The 18275-nt window shown below is 33.4% G+C and carries 18 protein-coding genes and 1 tRNA gene; 18 read left to right on the top strand and 1 reads right to left on the bottom strand.

Going from position 1 to position 18275, the window contains the following annotated elements; translation table 11 throughout:
• The first annotated feature begins 33 nt into the window (after positions 1-33).
• The 11 genes from QNH69_RS05370 to QNH69_RS05420 all read left to right on the top strand — a co-directional run bounded on the left by QNH69_RS05370 (position 34) and on the right by QNH69_RS05420 (position 9846).
• The gene (locus tag QNH69_RS05370) at positions 34-279 is read left to right on the top strand and encodes an RNA-binding S4 domain-containing protein (protein ID WP_282929539.1); all 246 of its coding nucleotides are present in this window, start codon (positions 34-36) and stop codon (positions 277-279) included.
• Positions 272-652 (top strand): septum formation initiator family protein, encoded by a 381-nt coding sequence (locus QNH69_RS05375; RefSeq protein ID WP_282929540.1) that lies wholly within the window; start codon positions 272-274, stop codon positions 650-652. Before QNH69_RS05370 ends, QNH69_RS05375 begins: the two co-directional genes overlap by 8 nt.
• On the top strand, positions 636-1997 hold the full coding sequence (tilS, locus tag QNH69_RS05380; RefSeq protein ID WP_282929541.1) for a tRNA lysidine(34) synthetase TilS: 1362 nt from the start codon (positions 636-638) through the stop codon (positions 1995-1997). Before QNH69_RS05375 ends, tilS begins: the two co-directional genes overlap by 17 nt.
• Positions 1990-2553, top strand: a complete 564-nt coding sequence (gene hpt / locus QNH69_RS05385; protein ID WP_282929542.1) for a hypoxanthine phosphoribosyltransferase — start codon at positions 1990-1992, stop codon at positions 2551-2553. Before tilS ends, hpt begins: the two co-directional genes overlap by 8 nt.
• Before the next feature lie 36 nt (positions 2554-2589).
• Complete coding sequence (locus tag QNH69_RS05390; RefSeq protein ID WP_282929543.1) at positions 2590-3084, top strand: DUF5673 domain-containing protein; 495 nt, start codon at positions 2590-2592, stop codon at positions 3082-3084.
• Positions 3085-3153: 69 nt separating this feature from the next.
• Positions 3154-3939 (top strand): type III pantothenate kinase, encoded by a 786-nt coding sequence (locus tag QNH69_RS05395; RefSeq protein WP_044565468.1) that lies wholly within the window; start codon positions 3154-3156, stop codon positions 3937-3939.
• Positions 3920-4897 carry a tRNA dihydrouridine synthase DusB gene (gene dusB, locus QNH69_RS05400; RefSeq protein ID WP_282929544.1) on the top strand — a complete coding sequence of 326 codons (978 nt, stop codon included), beginning with the start codon at positions 3920-3922 and terminating at the stop codon, positions 4895-4897. Before QNH69_RS05395 ends, dusB begins: the two co-directional genes overlap by 20 nt.
• Positions 4884-5357 carry a transcription elongation factor GreA gene (greA, locus tag QNH69_RS05405; protein ID WP_044565470.1) on the top strand — a complete coding sequence of 158 codons (474 nt, stop codon included), beginning with the start codon at positions 4884-4886 and terminating at the stop codon, positions 5355-5357. The genes dusB and greA overlap by 14 nt, the downstream gene beginning before the upstream one ends.
• 13 nt (positions 5358-5370) lie before the next feature.
• Positions 5371-7263 (top strand): lysine--tRNA ligase, encoded by a 1893-nt coding sequence (lysS, locus tag QNH69_RS05410; protein ID WP_282929545.1) that lies wholly within the window; start codon positions 5371-5373, stop codon positions 7261-7263.
• 147 nt (positions 7264-7410) lie between these two features.
• Complete coding sequence (locus QNH69_RS05415; RefSeq protein WP_282929546.1) at positions 7411-7926, top strand: hypothetical protein; 516 nt, start codon at positions 7411-7413, stop codon at positions 7924-7926.
• Positions 7927-8502: 576 nt separating this feature from the next.
• Positions 8503-9846, top strand: coding sequence for a DUF3100 domain-containing protein (locus QNH69_RS05420; protein WP_282929547.1), 1344 nt, complete (start codon positions 8503-8505; stop codon positions 9844-9846).
• Positions 9847-10179: 333 nt separating this feature from the next.
• Here the strand turns inward: QNH69_RS05420 and QNH69_RS05425 are convergent, their stop codons facing one another.
• The gene (locus tag QNH69_RS05425) at positions 10180-10599 is read right to left on the bottom strand and encodes a PaaI family thioesterase (protein ID WP_282929548.1); all 420 of its coding nucleotides are present in this window, start codon (positions 10597-10599) and stop codon (positions 10180-10182) included.
• A gap of 98 nt (positions 10600-10697) precedes the next feature.
• On the opposite strand from QNH69_RS05425, the gene QNH69_RS05430 reads away from it, so the two are divergent.
• From QNH69_RS05430 to rsxC, 7 genes are all read left to right on the top strand, one after another.
• A complete protein-coding gene (locus tag QNH69_RS05430) occupies positions 10698-11984 on the top strand; it encodes a CapA family protein (protein WP_282929549.1) in 1287 nt (428 codons plus the stop codon).
• 1 nt (position 11985) lies between these two features.
• Positions 11986-12540 (top strand): phosphatase PAP2 family protein, encoded by a 555-nt coding sequence (locus QNH69_RS05435; RefSeq protein ID WP_282929550.1) that lies wholly within the window; start codon positions 11986-11988, stop codon positions 12538-12540.
• A gap of 30 nt (positions 12541-12570) precedes the next feature.
• Positions 12571-12657, top strand: a tRNA-Leu gene (locus tag QNH69_RS05440).
• A 337-nt stretch (positions 12658-12994) separates the two neighbouring features.
• Positions 12995-15637 (top strand): DNA polymerase I, encoded by a 2643-nt coding sequence (gene polA, locus QNH69_RS05445; protein ID WP_282929551.1) that lies wholly within the window; start codon positions 12995-12997, stop codon positions 15635-15637.
• Positions 15624-16217 carry a dephospho-CoA kinase gene (coaE, locus tag QNH69_RS05450; protein WP_282929552.1) on the top strand — a complete coding sequence of 198 codons (594 nt, stop codon included), beginning with the start codon at positions 15624-15626 and terminating at the stop codon, positions 16215-16217. The genes polA and coaE overlap by 14 nt, the downstream gene beginning before the upstream one ends.
• Positions 16214-16870, top strand: coding sequence for a lytic transglycosylase domain-containing protein (locus tag QNH69_RS05455; protein ID WP_282929553.1), 657 nt, complete (start codon positions 16214-16216; stop codon positions 16868-16870). The genes coaE and QNH69_RS05455 overlap by 4 nt, the downstream gene beginning before the upstream one ends.
• 66 nt (positions 16871-16936) lie before the next feature.
• A complete protein-coding gene (gene rsxC / locus QNH69_RS05460) occupies positions 16937-18268 on the top strand; it encodes an electron transport complex subunit RsxC (RefSeq protein ID WP_282929554.1) in 1332 nt (443 codons plus the stop codon).
• Positions 18269-18275 lie beyond the last annotated feature (7 nt).

Below are 18275 nucleotides of genomic sequence, written 5' to 3' on the forward strand. Positions count from 1 at the left end.
GGATAAAATTAGTAAATCAAGTAAAATTTACTTATGAGAATAGATAAATTTTTAAAGAATTCAAGAATAATAAAAAGACGCAAAGTAGCAAAAGAGGCTTGCGAAAATGGCAGAGTAAGTATAAATGGCAATATTGCAAAAGCTGGATCAATTGTCAATGAGGGTGATGAGATAGAAATCGTATTTGGCAAGAGCAATCTAAAAGTTCGCGTCAAAGATATAATCGATGGAGCCAAAAAGGCTGATGCTAGTGAAATGTATGAGGTAATAGATGGCTAAAAAAAAGTCTTATGCAAAAAAAAGGAAGGCTAAAAATACTAAGTTCTTTGTTATGATTCTTATCTTGACCCTGCTTTTTGCTGGCTTCATTTACTACACAAACTCCAAGATGGATGCTGAGCTTAGAGAACTTGATCAAGAGATGACTTCAAATAAAAAGAAGATGCAAGAACTAGACGAAGAAATCACTAGCCTTGAAGATGACTACGATATAAGAAATACAGATGAATTTAAGGAAAAGATAGCCAAAGAAAGACTTGGCATGGTCAAAAAAGACTCTGAAGAAAATTTCGATGATGGAGAGTCTAATGATGAAAATGCTAATCCTGAGAGTGTAGAAAACGACGAAGACAATAATGACAATCCTAACTAGATTTAAAGATAATATAATTTACCACAAGCTTATAGATTTTGGCGATACCATAATAGTTGGAGCAAGCGGAGGGCCGGATAGTCAGTTTTTAATTTACTTATTAAATCAAATAAAAGAAGAATATAAGCTTAATATAGTCCTTGCTCATCTCAATCACCTACATAGAAAAGAAGCTATTAATGATGAAAATCTAGTCATAGAAACAGGCAAAAAGCTTAAACTTGATGTGAGAGTTAAGAGAGCTAGCATGGATGATTTTGCAAGAGAGAAGAAAATCTCAGCTGAAGATGCAGGCAGAAGACTTAGGTATGAATTTTTTAGGGAAATTGCTGGAGAATTTGATAATGGGATAATTGCTGTCGCCCACAATAAGGACGATCAAGCAGAAACCGTCCTTATGAGAATGATAAGAGGCACGGGACTAGATGGCTTAAGAGGTATGGATTTTAGATCTGAAGATATTATAAGACCTATTTTAACTTTTGAAAAAAAGGAAATTTTAGCATATCTTAATGAGAATAACATTCCCTATGCCCTTGATCAAAGTAATTTTTCCAATGATTACACTAGAAATTATATAAGAAATGAAATAATACCAAGAATGGAAAAAATCAATCCAAGACTTAAGGATAGTATATTCTCACTTTCTGATTTAGTAAAAAATGATTTGGCAATTATAGATGATAATATAAAAAATATTAGTAAGGATACCATAAAAAGTATATCAAATGATCAAATTAGCTTTGATAAAAATTCATTTGAAAGCTTATCATCTCCTTATCAAGCAAGGATATTAAGATCTGCAATTGAGGATTTGAATGGGTCAACTAAGGATTTTAGCAAACAAAATATTGATGACTTTATAAATCTAACAAATCTTTCTAATGGCAAAAAAATCATCAAGGATGATTTGGAATTTTCAAAGTCTTACAAGTCATATGATTTAAGAAAGATAAGAAGTGAATCATTATCCGATGAAAAAATATATTTATCTTTGGGAGAGGAAAAATCTTTCAATGGCTATATGATATCAGCAGACCTTGTAGATAAGGCTAAAGATAAAGCTAAAACTATAGGATATTTTGACTATGATAAACTAAACTTTCCCCTAGAGATAAGAACTCGCAAGAATGGGGATAAGTTCAATCCCCTCGGATTTGGACATAGTAAAAAATTAAAAGATTTTTTTATTGATGAAAAAATTGATAAAATAGATAGGGATAGGATTCCCCTTATCTTATCAGATGGGAAGATAATTTGGTTAGTTTCTTATAGATTAGCAGAAGATGCTAAGATAGATCAGAGGACAAAAAAAATAGTTAGAATAGAGGTTACTAATGATTAGCGATACAAATTCAATGATAGAAAAAGTTTTAATAGACGAAGATAGTATAAATATTCGCATTAAACAACTTGCAAAGACAATAAACGAATATTATGCAGACAGCCAAGGGCCTTTGATAATGGTTGGTATCCTAAAGGGATCTGTTATGTTTATGTCTGAACTTGCAAAGTATGTTAAAGTAGACACGGCTATGGAATTTATGGCGGTTTCATCCTATGAGGGAACAACTTCAACTGGCAATGTCAAAATACTAAAAGATTTGGATACAGATATCAAGGATAAGAGTGTACTTTTGGTTGAGGATATCATAGATACCGGCCACACTCTCCTAAACTTAAAAAATAACCTATCAAAAAGAGATCCTAAGGATATCAAGATTGTAACTCTTCTAGATAAACCAGAAAGACGAGTGGTAGATATCAAGGCTGACTGGTATGGATTTAAAATACCAAATGAATTTGTAGTTGGCTTTGGTTTGGACTATAATCAATTAATGAGAAATATCCCATATATAGGTGTTTTAAAAAGATCTGTATATGAAAAAGAGCAAGATTAGGGCTAATGGCCCTTTTTTATTTAAGGAGGTTTTATTATGAATGGAAATATGGATATGTTTATTTTGATTTTATATGTAGCAATTATTTTGTTTTTTGCATATAGGATTTTTAAAACCAAAAAGAACAAGTCACTATTAAGTGGTGAGGTAGGTGAATTTGGTAGAGAAATTTCAAAATTAGAAATCGGTCTTTTGGTAGTTTTGTTAGTTACAGGCATTATTAATTTTTACCAAGGATTCAAATTAAACGACAAGACTAGTATGGCAACGGCGGGAGTTATGATTGTTCTAGCTCTAATATTTGGCCTATATTCTAAAAACAAGATGTATATTGGGGAAAATGGCATACTAGCAAATTCTAATTTTTACAATTACAAAGAGCTTAAAAAATGGGGCTTTGATAAGGAAAGTTCTGACCTTGTTTTGCAAGTTAAAAAAGATAACCAAAGTTCAAATGAGATTGTAAAAGTAAAAAAAGAAGATATAGAAGCTATTAATAATCTAATTAGAAAATATAAACTAAATAAATAGCTTGATTTTATCAGATTTTGTCGTATTATATTAGAGTTAAATTTTAGTGATTTACTCTAAGGAGAAAAGATGTTACTTGTAGTAGATATAGGAAATACAAATACAGTTCTCGGTGTTTTTGACAAAGATGAATTATTATTTAGGTATAGAGTGGCTACAAATTTAAAGCGAACTAGCGATGAATTGGTAGCTACCCTTTTTAATATGTTCGGCGTTCACAATGTAGATAAGGACAAGATTGAAGATACAATTATTTCTTCAGTTGTACCAGATATAATGTATAATTGGCAGTCTTGCAACAGGAAACTTTTTGGCAGAGAGGCCTTGATAGTTGATTATAAGACTGATACTGGTATAACTATTGACTATGACTCTCCAAGAGAAGTTGGGGCTGATAGAATTGTAGATTCTGTTGCTGTTTATAGTAAGTATGGCGGCCCATCTATCATAGTAGATATGGGTACAGCTATAACCTTTGATGTTATTACCGAAGATGGGGCATACCTTGGTGGTTCGATAGCACCGGGCATAAAGATTGCCCAAGATGGTTTGTTTGGATCAACTGCCCAATTACCAAAAATTGAGCTTAGGGAACCAAAGAGTGCAATTGCCACAACCACATCAGAAAGTATGAATGCCGGTATAGTTTTTGGTTATATATCAATGATTGATGGTCTGGTTGAACAGATTATGAAAGAACTTCGCAATGACTATCATGTAGAAGATGATATAAATGTTATTGCAACTGGTGGATATTCCGAGCTTATTTCTGTAGAATCAAAATATATTAATATCATCGAGCCTGATTTGATGCTGGATGGTCTAAGAATTATTTATGAGCGAAACAAGAAATAAAGAAATAATGCTAGCTCCCCTTGCGGGAGTAACGGATGTTGCCTTTCGCATTATTTGCGAAAAATACGGAGCGGACAAAACTTTTACTGAAATGGTTAGTGTAAATGCCATGGCCTTTGACAATAAACAAACTGACGAGATAATGTTTATTTCAGATAAGGAAAAACATGCCAATATACAAATTTTTGGTAGGGATCTAGAAAGAATTGAAAAGGCAGTAAAAGAAAAGATAAATCCACTGGATAATGTAAAAGAAATAAGTTTTAATATGGGCTGTCCTGCACCAAAGATCTTTAAAAATGGTGAAGGTTCTGCTCTGATGAAAGACCTAGACCAAGTAGACAAAATAACAAAAACTTTGAGAAAATCAACTGATAAGATAATAAATGTAAAGTTTAGAACTGGAGTAGATGATAGCCATAAAAATTACCTAGAAGTTGGTAAAATGTGTGAGACAAATGGCATAGATTATGTCATCCTCCACGCAAGAACAAGGGACCAACATTACCAAGGCAAGGCTAGCTGGGAAGATATAAGAATATTAAAAGATAATTTGTCTATACCAGTAATAGCAAATGGCGATGTCTTCACAGTAGAAGATTTTATCAATATAATGGATGAAACAAAAGCCGATGGAGTCATGCTTGCCAGAGGGGCCATGGGAAATCCATTCTTGTTTAAGTATATCAAAGATTATTTGAAAAATGGTTCTTACCAAAAGGTTCGTCCAGCTGAGATAGTTGATCAAATACGCGAACAATACGAGCTCTCCTTGCTGTATAAGGATGAGAGATTAGTAGTAAATCAAATGAGAAAGCATGTAGGCTGGTACATTAAGGGCCTTCCAAACGCTACAAAAATTAGAGAAAAAGTAAATACACTAAAGACTAAAGAAGAAATATTTAGTTTGTTAGATGAATATAAGGATGTTTTAGAGGAAGAAAATGACAGAGAATAAAGAAGTAATTTTATCAAAAGAGTACCTAGAAAAGCTAGAAGATGAACTGGAATATCTTAAAACAAAAAGAAGACCAGAAATAGCAGAAAAAATCAAAATTGCAAGATCTTTTGGAGACTTATCAGAAAATGCTGATTACGATGAAGCCAAAAACGAACAAGGTGAAGTTGAAAGTCGTATAGCAAAAGTCGAAGATATGATTAGAAATGCAAAAACCATTGAAGTTGACCTAAACTCTGATGTAGTAGGAGTGGGAAATACTGTAACAGTTTTTGATGAAGAGTTTGATGAAACATTGGACTACAAAATCGTAGGTACTGCAGAAAGTGATCCAGTAAAAGGATTTATTTCAAACGAATCACCTGTTGGTGCAGCACTATTGGGTAAGAAAGTAGATGACAGAGTTGAAGTAGTAACACCAAATGGGAAAATGTACTTCACAGTAAAAGGCATCAATTAAAAAAGGAGCGAAAATGACAGATCAAGATTTAAATGAAATGCTACGAATTAAGAGGGAAAAGCTAGAAGAATTAAAAGCAAATGGCAAGGACCCTCATGAAATTGTTAATTTCAAAGACCGTACACCATCAAAGGAAATCAAGGACAATTTTGACGAATTTGAAGGCAAATCAGCAAGAATAGCTGGTCGTATTATGGCTAAACGTGGCCATGGTAATATGAGCTTTATGGATATCCAAGATGAAAGTGGGATCATACAAATCGTAAACCGTAAAAATGTAATCGGAGATGAGTTCAAAGAAGTTAAAAAATATGATATTGGTGATATAGTTGGGGTAGAAGGTGAAGTTTTCAAAACTAACCAAGGCGAGATATCAATAGAAACACACACACCACAACTACTAACCAAGTCTTTACAAATGCTTCCAGAAAAATGGCATGGCCTAAAAGACCCAGACCTTCGTTACAGACAAAGATATCTTGATCTTATAGTAAACCCAGAAGTAAAGGAAGTTTTTGTTCTAAGAAGCAAAATTATTTCTGAAATCAGAAAATTCTTGGATAATAGAGGATTTTTGGAAGTTGAAACACCTATATTAAACACTATAGCAGGTGGAGCTACAGCTCGTCCATTTATCACCCACCACAACACCCTAGATATAGATATGTATCTAAGAATTGCAAACGAACTATACCTAAAAAGACTAATCGTTGGTGGTTTTGACAAGGTATATGAAATGGGCAGAATGTTCAGAAACGAAGGAATGGACGCAACTCATAACCCAGAATACACAGCTATGGAATTGTACCAAGCCTATGGTGATTATGACGACATGATGGAAATCACTGAACATTTGATTGAAACTGTTGCTACAAATGTACTTGGTAAAACAAGCATAGAATATGATGGCAATGAGATCGAATTAAAGGCACCATGGAGAAGACTTCCAATGATTGATGCCATCAAAGAAGAAACAGGCATTGACTTTAACGAAATCACAAGCTATGAAGATGCGGTTGCTATAGCTAAAGAGAAAAATGTTGAAGTTAAAGAAAGCCGTGGCGAAATCATCGCAGAATTCTTTGAAGAATTTGTAGAAGAAAAACTTATCCAACCGACATTTATCATAGATTATCCAGTGGAAATATCACCACTTGCAAAAAGAAAGAATGACGACAAATCATTAACATATAGGTTCGAAGCCTTCATCAACGGAAAAGAAGTAGCAAATGCCTTCTCAGAACTTAACGATGCAGCTGACCAAAGAGAAAGATTTGAAGCTCAAGTTGCAAAACGTGAAAAAGGTGACGATGAAGCTCAAATGATGGATTATGACTTTGTAAATGCTCTAGAAGTAGGACTTCCTCCAACAGGTGGTCTAGGTATAGGTATAGATAGGGTTATAATGCTTCTAACAGGTCAACATTCAATCCGTGACGTATTGCTATTCCCAACAATGAAACCAACAGGTAAAAACGCTGTTGAAAACAAAGAAGCAAGTGTTCAAACTATTGATCACGAAGAAGAAGTTATAGATTTTACAGGTGTTAAAACAGAAGAATTCTATGATGACATAGATTTTGATAATTTTGCTGCTTGCGACTTTAGAGTAGTTAAAGTTAAAAATTGTGAAGAAGTACCAAAATCTAAGAAACTATTAAAATTCACCCTAGATGATGGTAGTGGAGAAGATAGAATTATCCTATCTGGTATCAAACAATACTACAAGCCAGAAGAATTAATAGGTAAAAATCTAGTAGCTATAGTGAATCTTCCACCAAGAGCTATGATGGGAGAAGAATCAAATGGTATGATTCTATCAGCAATACATGAGCAAAATGGCGAAGAAGGTCTAAATGTTCTAATGGTAAGCAATAGAATACCAGCAGGAGCAAAAATAGAATAAGCAGATTAACTTCCTAATCCCAAAAGATTAGGAAGTTTTTTGATGGATTTTATTATCAATTTCCTTGTTAAATTATTATATATACATTTTTGCAAAAAAATCTATAAATCAAAGAAGCTGGGGTATAATTTCCTTAAAGGAGTTATTATGGCAGATATTTCAAATTACAAGGACACAAGTGTAGCGAAAAAATTTATCAAAAATTATAATCTTGCAACATTATTTTTATCAATAGGAATGTTATTAGTTATTATATCATTTATCCCCTTGCTTATTATTGAAAGTCAACAAGCAGAGAACAAATACATACCGACTATAATTATAGCAGCTCTTGGCTTATTGATGATAGTAGTAAGTAATTATAAAATAAGCTCACTTAAGCAAGCAAATAAGACAAAATACACTGTTGCAGCTTATGACTATGTGGATGATAGGTCTATAGAAGTTAAAAAGATTTTCAGACGTGATTTGATCATAGGAATTTTGATAATTATATTAAGCATAAGTTTTTATTTCTTATTGAAAACCAATACTATTATCCAAGAAGATTATATAAAATACTTTAATTCTTTTCTCATATTGTTATTTGCTATAGGAGTTTTTCTCATAGCTAATAGCAAGGGAAAACGCGATGCTTTGAAGTATATAAAAGAAAACATCTAGTTTTATTCTAGGTGTTTTTTAATTTCTTTTGAAAATATCTCTGGTATAACTTTATCTATGACATCGTCTAGACAATTATCATACCTGTTTCCAATAATTGCTTGAATCATTTTTTTGAATTTATTAAGCTTATTAATAACTTCAGATCCAAAGAAAGTTTCTCCGTCTTTTAGTTATTTTAGAATACAAATTTAATTTATTTTATCAAATTATATACTTATAAAGAGTTCTAAGCTCATGAATTTACATATGATTAATTCTTGTTTAGAAAAAGTTATATGATATTTTTTAATAAATGTTTTGATAAAAATCTATACTAGATAAGTAGAAATTATAATTTATATCATTATTTTGAAATAATTAAAACAGATTAAAGTATATTTATCAATTTATAAGAATTATTATAAACAAATGATAAAAATATTTCTTTTTACTTTATTGACAAATAACATTATTGATGCTAACCTATTCATTGGACGGTTTGTAAGCTTGATTTTAACAGATTAAAGTAACAAATCGGTTTTAAGAAAAGGTTTGTTCATTTGCCTTTTCGATTTATTACATAAGGAGGTAAAAATGAAAAAGAAAAGTATTCTTACTGATATGAGACTACATATTATTATTTTACTTGTAGTTATTGCAGCAGAAGCTATTGGAATTATTCCATTTGATCTTGGAATTGTTAAATTTAAGCTTCTACCAATGATCTACGCACTTATTATTGGAATTATTGTAGCTCGTAGACTAAGTAAAAGTTCTATTTCAGAACGTGATATGGCAAGAGCTGGTGAATATGTCAGCATTTCTTGTTTGTTCTTGATTGCTTTTATGGCAACAGCTATTGGACCAAATATTTCTACTGTTATTAAGGCAGGACCTGCTTTAATCTTACAAGAATTTGGTAACCTTGGTACAATTTTTATTTCTATTCCAATTGCAGTTTTTGTATTTAAAATGGATAGAACAGCTATTGGTTCTGGTTTTTCTATTTCTAGAGAAGAAGGACTTGGAATTGTTGCAAATTTATATGGATTAGATTCTCCAGAAGGTCGTGGAGTTATGGGTTCATACATAACAGGAACACTTCTTGGAACAATTGCATTTTCTATAATTTCATCAATTTTTGTAAATATTCCATGGTTTAGTCCTGAATCATTATCTATGGCTGCAGGAACTGGATCTGCATCTATGATGAGTGGAGCTATAGCTCCAATTATCGAAGCTTTTCCAGAAAAAGAACAAGCATTAATGGGATATGGTGCTACAAGTCAAGTTTTATCAGCAGTTGATACAGTTTATGTTGCATTTTTCTTAGGAATTCCTATAGCAGAATGGCTATATAAAATTTGTAAAGGAAAAGAAAAATATGAAGCAGAAAAAGCTGCTCTTGCTCCAACTCGTCATATTGAAAAAAAGGATGAAAAAGAAGTAAATTTAGGCTTTGGAAAAACTCTTTCAAAATATTTAGGAGTTTTATGTATAACAGCAGTAATTTCTATAGCTGGTCTTTATATTTCAAGTATTAGAATGGGATCAGATTCAACCATTGCAGATGTTTTAGTTGGAATGCTTTGGTTATTTGGTATTACTGTATTTGGTTTAATTTTGGATCTTTTACTTCAAAAAGTTCACATAAATTTACCAACAATTCTATATATAGCATTTTTAGCATCTTTCGCATCAATTCCTGGAATTTCACCAGTGGCAGCACCTTTCAATGAAGCTATGGCTCATCTAGATTTATTGCCACTTTGTACACCAATTTTGGCATACGCTGGAATTTCATCAGCAAAAGAATTAGATTCATTCAAAAAACAAGGTCTAAAAATAGTAGTAATAACATTATGTGCCCTAGTAGGAACTTATATAGGCTCAGCTGTTATTGCAAATATTGTATTAAAATTGATGGGAACAGTTTAATAATTTATAGAACCTTCCAAAATTTGAAGTTACCCATAGAAATGGACACAATATTTAATTAATTAGTTATAGTGGATGCTAACCTATATCTTATAGGTGGCATCCATGTTTTAAATTTTCTGGACCATGAAGTTTTTCTAACTTAAAGCATTTTCTGATTGCATCATGAAATATTTTATCCTTAACTCCTTCAGGTGTATCCGCCCATTTTCATTCTCTGTACTACTGTATACATTCTTTTTTTAATTCATAACTATATTTCATAAAAATACCCTCCTTACTGAGTTTTCTAGTAAAGAGGGTACATATCATTTTATCAGATGAGTTAATTTTTTAATATCTTTCATAATTACCTGATTTTAAACTTTCTGTAAGTTTAGATGGCTTCTTTCTTATATTTTCAACAATGGTAAATTCTGACCTATTTACAGCAGCGAGTTTTGTATCATCGGACCATATTTTGCAATCTACAGTAACAGTCCTTTTTCCTCTTTTAATTATTTCAGATTTGGCATAAATATATTTAGTATCCAAAATTGGTCTTAAAAAATTAGTATATGAGCTTTGAGTTGGAGCGGTATATTTTAATTGATTGGCCAGAATACCAGTTGCAACATCAGCAAGGGCCATAATTATAGCTCCGTGTACAGCTCCAAGTTCATTTTTATATTCATCTTTAAAGGGGATTCTCATCTCCAAATATTGATCATTCATTTCATGTATTTCTACACCTAAAGTATCGTTAAATGTCATAAACTCCTCCGTACATTAGATACTTATACCCTTAAAGCGTAAAATGTTGTAGAATATATATAGTATAATTATAATATTTAGAATAATAGGAGCAATTAGTGAAGATAAATAGAAAAATTTTTAGTGTATTATTCCTTAGTGTTTTTTTGGTAGCTTGTTCTAGCAAAGAAGCTGAACCTACTAGCGAAGAAGAAGTAGTTAGAACAGCTGATTTGATTGAAAATATCAACCAAAGCCAAAATGATGAAAACATTGATGAAAATATTCAAAACGAGGAAGTAATAGAAGAAAATAGCCAGGAAGTTGATAAAAAAGAAACTGAAGAAGATCAAGAAGACCAACAGTTATATACAGTTAAGATAAAGACTTTTGGCGATATCATGGCTCACCTAGCTCAAATCCAATACGCCTACAACAAGGGTGGCGGGGCCTACGATTTTTCAGATTCATTTGCCTACGTCAGTGATTATATTAGCGATGCAGATATTTCTATAGGAAATTATGAAACAACAACCAATCCTAACTTGGCATATGCAGGATTTCCTAGATTTAATGCGCCAAAGGAATACCTAGAAGCTATCAAAGATGCAGGATTTGATGTCCTTTCAACAGCCAATAACCACTCACTTGACACAGAGGTCGAAGGCTTATTTACAACAATTGAAGCTATGGATGAATTGGGCATTGACCATGTGGGTTCAAAAGAGTCTGGAGAAAGTAGAATTTTGTATAAAAATGTCAATGGAATAAAATTAGCCTTTTTAGCCTATACTTATGGTGCAAATGGTCTAGTTGACCTAGTTCAAGTTAGAGAAGAAATACCGGAACTAAATTACCTTAACCCAGAAGAAATACAATCTGACATCAAAGAGGCGAAGGCAAATGGTGCTGATTTTGTAATAGTCTATCCACATTGGGGCATAGAATATCATTCTGATCCAAGTGCTGACCAAGTAGAACTAGGTAGAGAAATGATTGAATGGGGAGCAGACCTTGTCATAGGCAACCACCCACACGTTGTTGAACCGTACGAATACTACGAAGCTAGTGATGGTAGGACTGGCTTTATAGCCTATGCTCTAGGAAACTTTATCTCTTTTCAAAACCTTGAAAACAACAACGATATTAGAACAGAACAAGCAGTAAGCTACGAGATAGACTTGGCTAAAAATCCTAAAAATGGATCAACATCAATTGAAAATATTGAGGCTCATCCAATCTGGGTGGGTGTAAAATATAATGACTTTGGAACAAGTGTTCAAACACATGTGGCAGAAGATTTCCTAGATGGTGGAAAATACTATGACGAAGTTGATGACTACCAAAGATCGAGAATCCAACAAGCTTATGATATGACTGTTGAAACCATAGATAAGGGAAATTAGAATGAATTCTTTTACAAGTTTTGAACTTTCTATACTAAATGCTATACAAAAAATAAGAAGCCCATTTCTAGATGAATTTATGGTTGCCATATCTTCTCTAGGAAATGGGGCAATACTTTGGATATGTTTAATAATAGTATTCTTATCAACAAAGGAATACAAAAAAATGGCACAAATAATGATTATTGCCTTTATAGGAAACTTAATAATTATAAACCTGGGCCTAAAAAACATCGTTGATAGAACAAGGCCATATGAATACGTTAAGGGACTAGAATTATTAATACCAAAAGTAGGAAATGCCTCATTCCCATCAGGACACAGCTCATATGCTGCCACATTTGCGACAATTATACTATTTATGGGCAAATCAAAATCACTAAGAATATTCACCTTAGTTTTGGCTATTTTAATCTCATTTAGCAGGCTATACCTCCACGTCCACTTTCCGTCAGACGTTCTAGCAGGTATAATACTTGGCATTGTAATAGGAATATTATCAATGAAATTTTATTTTTCGGGATATTATAAAAAACTGCGTTTACAAGGCAAATAAAATATGGTATACTATCTTAGTAACCATTTTGCCGGTGTGTTGGAATTGGCAGACGAGACAGACTCAAACTCTGTTGTCCACCAGGGCGTGTGGGTTCGAGTCCCACCACCGGCACCATAACTCGCCTCCCCGGCGCAGAGAGGGGTCGTGCCCTATAGGCACGAAACAACCGCAACGAAGTGAGGACCTAAAAATCGCCGAAGGCACAATTTAAACAAGCCCGTCCGGCTAAGAGAGGACCCTCCACGGAGTGGTCGTGCTTAAGCACGAAGCCCGCGCGGCTAAAGGAGCGCTCGCGCCAACAAGCGCGAAATAACCGCAGACCCGTAGGGTCGAGGACCAAAAAAGCTTCAATACATATTAAAAATGCTCATAATCCACAGATTATGGGCTTTTTTTAATGCAATCTTTAAAATATCAACCATATGCGTTATACTATTACTAAGGAGTTCTTATGACAAAAACACTAATGTTAATTGATGGATCAAGTTTAATATTTAGGGCTTTTTTTGCTCTGCCTAATCTTACAAATAATGATGGGGTTATGACAAATGGTGTCTATGGATTTTTGACCATGTACCAGAATGCCTTTGATAATTACAAGCCGGATTCAGTACTTGTTGCTTTTGACAGGTCTGGCAAAACTTTCCGTCATGACGAATTTAAAGATTACAAGGCAACTAGAGATAAGATGCCATCAGAACTTTCTTATCAATTTGGTATTTTAAAAGATATCCTTGATTCAATGGGAGTAAAATATACTGACCTTGATGGCTACGAAGCTGACGATATTGTAGGAACCTATGCAAATATGGGCCAAGAAGCTGGTTATAAGGTCGTAGTAATCACTGGAGATAGGGACTATCTGCAGTTGGTTGATGAAAATATTACTGTCTATCTTACCAAAAAGGGTATTTCCGATATGGTGGAATACAACCTTGCAACTATAGAGGAAGAATTTGGTCTAAGTCCAAAGCAGCTCATAGATGTTAAGGGACTTGAGGGTGATAAGTCAGACAATATACCAGGTGTAGATGGTATCGGTCCTAAAAAAGCAATTGGCTTTATCAAAGACTACGGGTCAATAGAGGGGCTTTACGAGCATATAGATGAAGTTTCTGGGAAAAAGACTAAGCAAAATCTGATTGACAGCGAACACATTGCCTATATGAGCAAGAAAATCGGAACCATTGTCACTAATGCACCAGTAGAAATTGACTTAGATGATTTGAAATTAGGTCAAGTTGATGAGAAAAACCTTAGAGAGAAATTTTCTAAGTATAACTTTAATAAATTTATAGAAAAACTTGATAAAAATAGCGATGTAGCAGTAGAAGAAAAATCTTTTGACCTAGATACAACAAATGACTTAAAAGCTTTAGTTGATAAGATAAAAAGTGGCAAAGAATTTACTTTTAAGGCCATATATGATGGGGATAACTACATCCACTCAAATATTCATAAGATTGCTATAAAAACAAAAGATTCAAAAACATTTATCGTAGACCCAGATGAAGATTTTGTTGGAGATTTTAAAGATATTTTTGCAGATGGGAAGATAATAAAGAATTCATTTGATATCAAAGAAGACATAGTCTTACTCGATAAAATCGGCATAGATGTAGAATTACCTTACCATGACCTAATGCTCATGCATTATCTGATAGATCCTTCCAGGTCATCTTATGATGTAAAAACCTTAAGCCAAGCTTACTCTGATTACGAAGTGATAAGCTCGGTTGATCTCATAGGCAAGGGAGCAAAAACAAAATCATATATGGATATAGACCAGGATGATTTGAATAATTACTTAGGATCTGTCCTATACACATTGGAAAATACAAAGGATAAATTAGTTAGCGAACTTAAAGATTATCAAATGTATGACCTTTATGAGGATATAGAAATTAAATTATCCAAGGTTTTATCTGAAATGGAAATTGCTGGATTTGTCACAGATAGAGAGGTTTTAGAAGGCTTAAAAGCTGAAATAGATGAGATTATAGAAAATCTTACAAAAGACATTTATGAGCTGTCAGGATCAGAATTTAATATTAATTCTACCAAGCAACTTGGAGAAGTCTTATTTAAAGACTTGGACTTGCCTGTTATCAAAAAAACCAAAACAGGATTTTCTACTGACGCATCAGTCTTGGAAAAACTTAGGGATAAGCACCAAATAATACCAAAAATCGAACAATACAGGGAAATGTACAAGTTGCGTTCAACCTACATTGAGGGCCTTGAAAATTCTATAGATGAGGATGGTAGGATAAGATCTACTTTTAGACAAAATATTGCATCGACTGGTAGACTTTCTTCAACGGAGCCAAATCTTCAAAACCTACCTATAAGGACTGAAGAGGGCAGAAAAATCAGAAAAGCCTTTAAAGCAAGTCCTGGTATGATTTTGATAGATGCTGACTATTCTCAGATAGAACTTAGGATTCTAGCTTCCCTATCAGAAGATCAAAATATGATAGATGCCTTTATAAATGGTGTAGACATACACACAAAGACAGCATCAGAAGTTTTTGATACTCCACTTGAGGAAGTTACAAAAGTTCAAAGATACAATGCCAAGGCTGTAAACTTTGGGATAATATATGGTATAAGCGACTACGGTCTTTCTCAAAATCTAAATATTCCTAGAAAAGTTGCTAAAGATTATATAGAAAACTACAAGGCAAGTTATCCAAATATCAAAAAATATATGGATAATATTATCAAAGAAGCAAGAGATCAAGGTTATACTGAAACACTATTTCACAGGAGAAGGTATATACCAGAGATTTCATCAAGGAATTTCAACGTAAGAAGCTTTGGTGAGAGAGTTGCATTGAATACTCCAATCCAAGGAACGGCTGCTGATATCATAAAAATAGCTATGATAAAAACTTATGAAAATCTCAAAGAAGCTGGCCTTGATGCTAGAATAATCTTACAAATTCACGATGAGATTATCCTTGAATCAAGCATTGATGATAAGGACCAAGCAATAGAGATATTAAGAAAGTCCATGGAAGAAGCCGCAAAACTTCCTGTCCCACTATTAGTTGATATAGATACTGGAGAGAGTATGTATGAATCCAAGTAAAATAGTAATTACAGGAACCATAGCCTCTGGCAAGTCTACCTTATCAAGGCTATTATCCGATTTGGGTTTTACAGTCCTATCAGCGGATGAAACAAACAGGCGATTATTAGAAGTTGGTGGTTTAAATTACCAGGCTATCAAGAATTCACCTTCCTTTACCGATGCCTTTGATGGTGATAACTTGGATAAGAAAAAATTAGCGAAGATTATTTTTTCAGATGAAGATAAATTATTGGAATTAAATCAATTAACCCACAAAAATATCGTTAATGAGCTAGAAAAAACTATTGATAGCCTGGATGAAAAAGTGGTTTTTGTAGAAATTCCTCTATATTTTCAAATGAAAGAGAAATTTGCTTGTGATGAAGTTTGGCTTGTAACTGCAAATCACGATACCCAAGTAGAAAGGCTGATGGATCGAGATAATATAGATGCATCCTATGCCAAAGAAAAGATAGAAAAGCAAAAAGAGCAAATCCAAATGCAAGAGCAAAGCGATGTAGTTTTTGACAATAGCGGTTCTGTAGCAGATTTGATCAAAGAATTAAAAATAGTTTTGGAAAAAAAGGATTTATTATGAAAGTTTTAAAATTTATAGGAAAAGTCTTAGGATTTATTCTTCTGACAGTCCTTACCCTAGTGGCAGTAAGCTATGGGGTGATTGCCTACCAAACATCTAGAACTCAGATAAATTACCAAGATCAGATAAATGAGTATTCAAATAAATACAATGTCGATCCCTTGCTTACAGCTTCTATTGTAAAGGTCGAATCAGATTTTGATAATGATGCACAATCTCACCAAGGAGCCAAGGGTTTGATGCAGTTATTAGATGAGACGGCCAAACACTCAGCAGAAGTCATAGGAGAGGACTACTATCCAGATAAGCTAAATGACATTTATTATAACCTCAAACTTGGGGTTGGCTATTACAACTACCTATATAATTATTATAACAACAAGGAATTAGCCCTTGCTGCCTACAATGGTGGGGTAGGAAATGTCGACAAATGGATAGATCAAGGAATTCTTGATAAAGTAAATCCAGATATCTCAAAGATACCTTTTGATGAGACAAGGCAATATGTCACAAAGGTTATGGCAAATTATGAAGTTTACAAGACTTTTTATAAGGATGGACTTCCAACTAACCTTGAATTATCAGATTTGGGGCAACTTGCATATAACAATTTTATGATTTTTTTGGGCAATATTTTAGATGATATTGCCTAATTAGTTGCTCAATAATTAAAACTAATTTATAATAGTTAATGGAAAGAAAATAAGAAGGAGATTTTTATGGCCCAAGATGTTTTAACATTTAAAAAGGGTGTACATATAGACGAGTATAAAGAGCTATCTGAAAATAGTGATTTATTAAAATTGGAAGTACCAAAAACTGTGGTTATTCCATTGACTCAACACATAGGCGCCCCAAGCAAATGTTTGGTTAACAAAAAAGATGAAGTGGCAATAGGCGATTTAATCGGCCAGGCTGTTGGTAATTTCTCAGCAAATATCCACTCATCAGTAGCAGGTGTTGTAAGCGATATTATCGATATCCAAACCGCCTCAGGTAAAAACTCACAAGCAGTAGTGATTGATACTGAGGGATATGATCAAGCAAAAGAGTACATACTAAATGATAACGTTAGCTTACAAAAAGAAGAAATTGTAGCAAAAATCAAAGAAGCTGGAATAGTTGGTATGGGTGGAGCAGCCTTCCCAACACATATCAAATATACACCAGCAAAAGCTGTAGATACAGTTATAGTAAATGGTGCAGAATGTGAACCATATGTTACCTGTGATGATTACATATTAAAAAATAGACCAGAAGCAATAGTAAAAGGTCTAGAGCTCTTAGTTACTGCAGCTGGAGCAAAAGAGGGAATCATAGCAATTGAAGATAACAAGGCAAAGGCTTATGAAGTTATAGCAGATTATCTTAAAGATTATGCAAACAATGCAACTAATATGCCAGAACTAAAAGTAGTAAAACTTGCTACAAAATACCCTCAAGGTGATGAAAAAAGATTAATTGATGCAACACTAAATAGAGTAGTGCCATCAGGTGGTCTTCCAATGGATGCTGGAGTAATAGTTTCAAACGTATCAACTGTAAATGCAGTTTATGAAGCTATTTATTATGATAAGCCTCTCATAGAAAGAGTTATGACAGTTACAGGTCACAATGTAGCTAATCCTACAAATATGCTTGTTAAAATTGGTACTCCATTTGATTTTGCCCTAGAAGCGTCAGGAGGTACTAAGGGAGAAATTGGAAAACTTATAAACGGTGGACCAATGATGGGTATTGCCCAACCAAAAACTGACCTTCCAATAGAAAAAGCAACTAACTGTATACTAGTTCAAACAACAGAGGAAGCGATCCCACCAGTTACTGAACCATGTATCAGATGCGCTAGATGTGTAGAAGTATGTCCAGTTAACCTATTACCTCTATATATCCACAAATATTCACTAAAAGAGAAATTTGACAAGGCAGAAGAACTAAGAATTATGGACTGTATAGAATGTGGATCATGTTCTTATATTTGCCCATCAAAGAGACCTCTTGTAGAAGCAATCAGATTTGGTAAGAGACAAATAAGACAAGCAGGTAAATAGGAGGAGA

The organism is Anaerococcus sp. Marseille-Q7828 (assembly GCF_949769285.1).
GTDB lineage: Bacteria > Bacillota > Clostridia > Tissierellales > Peptoniphilaceae > Anaerococcus.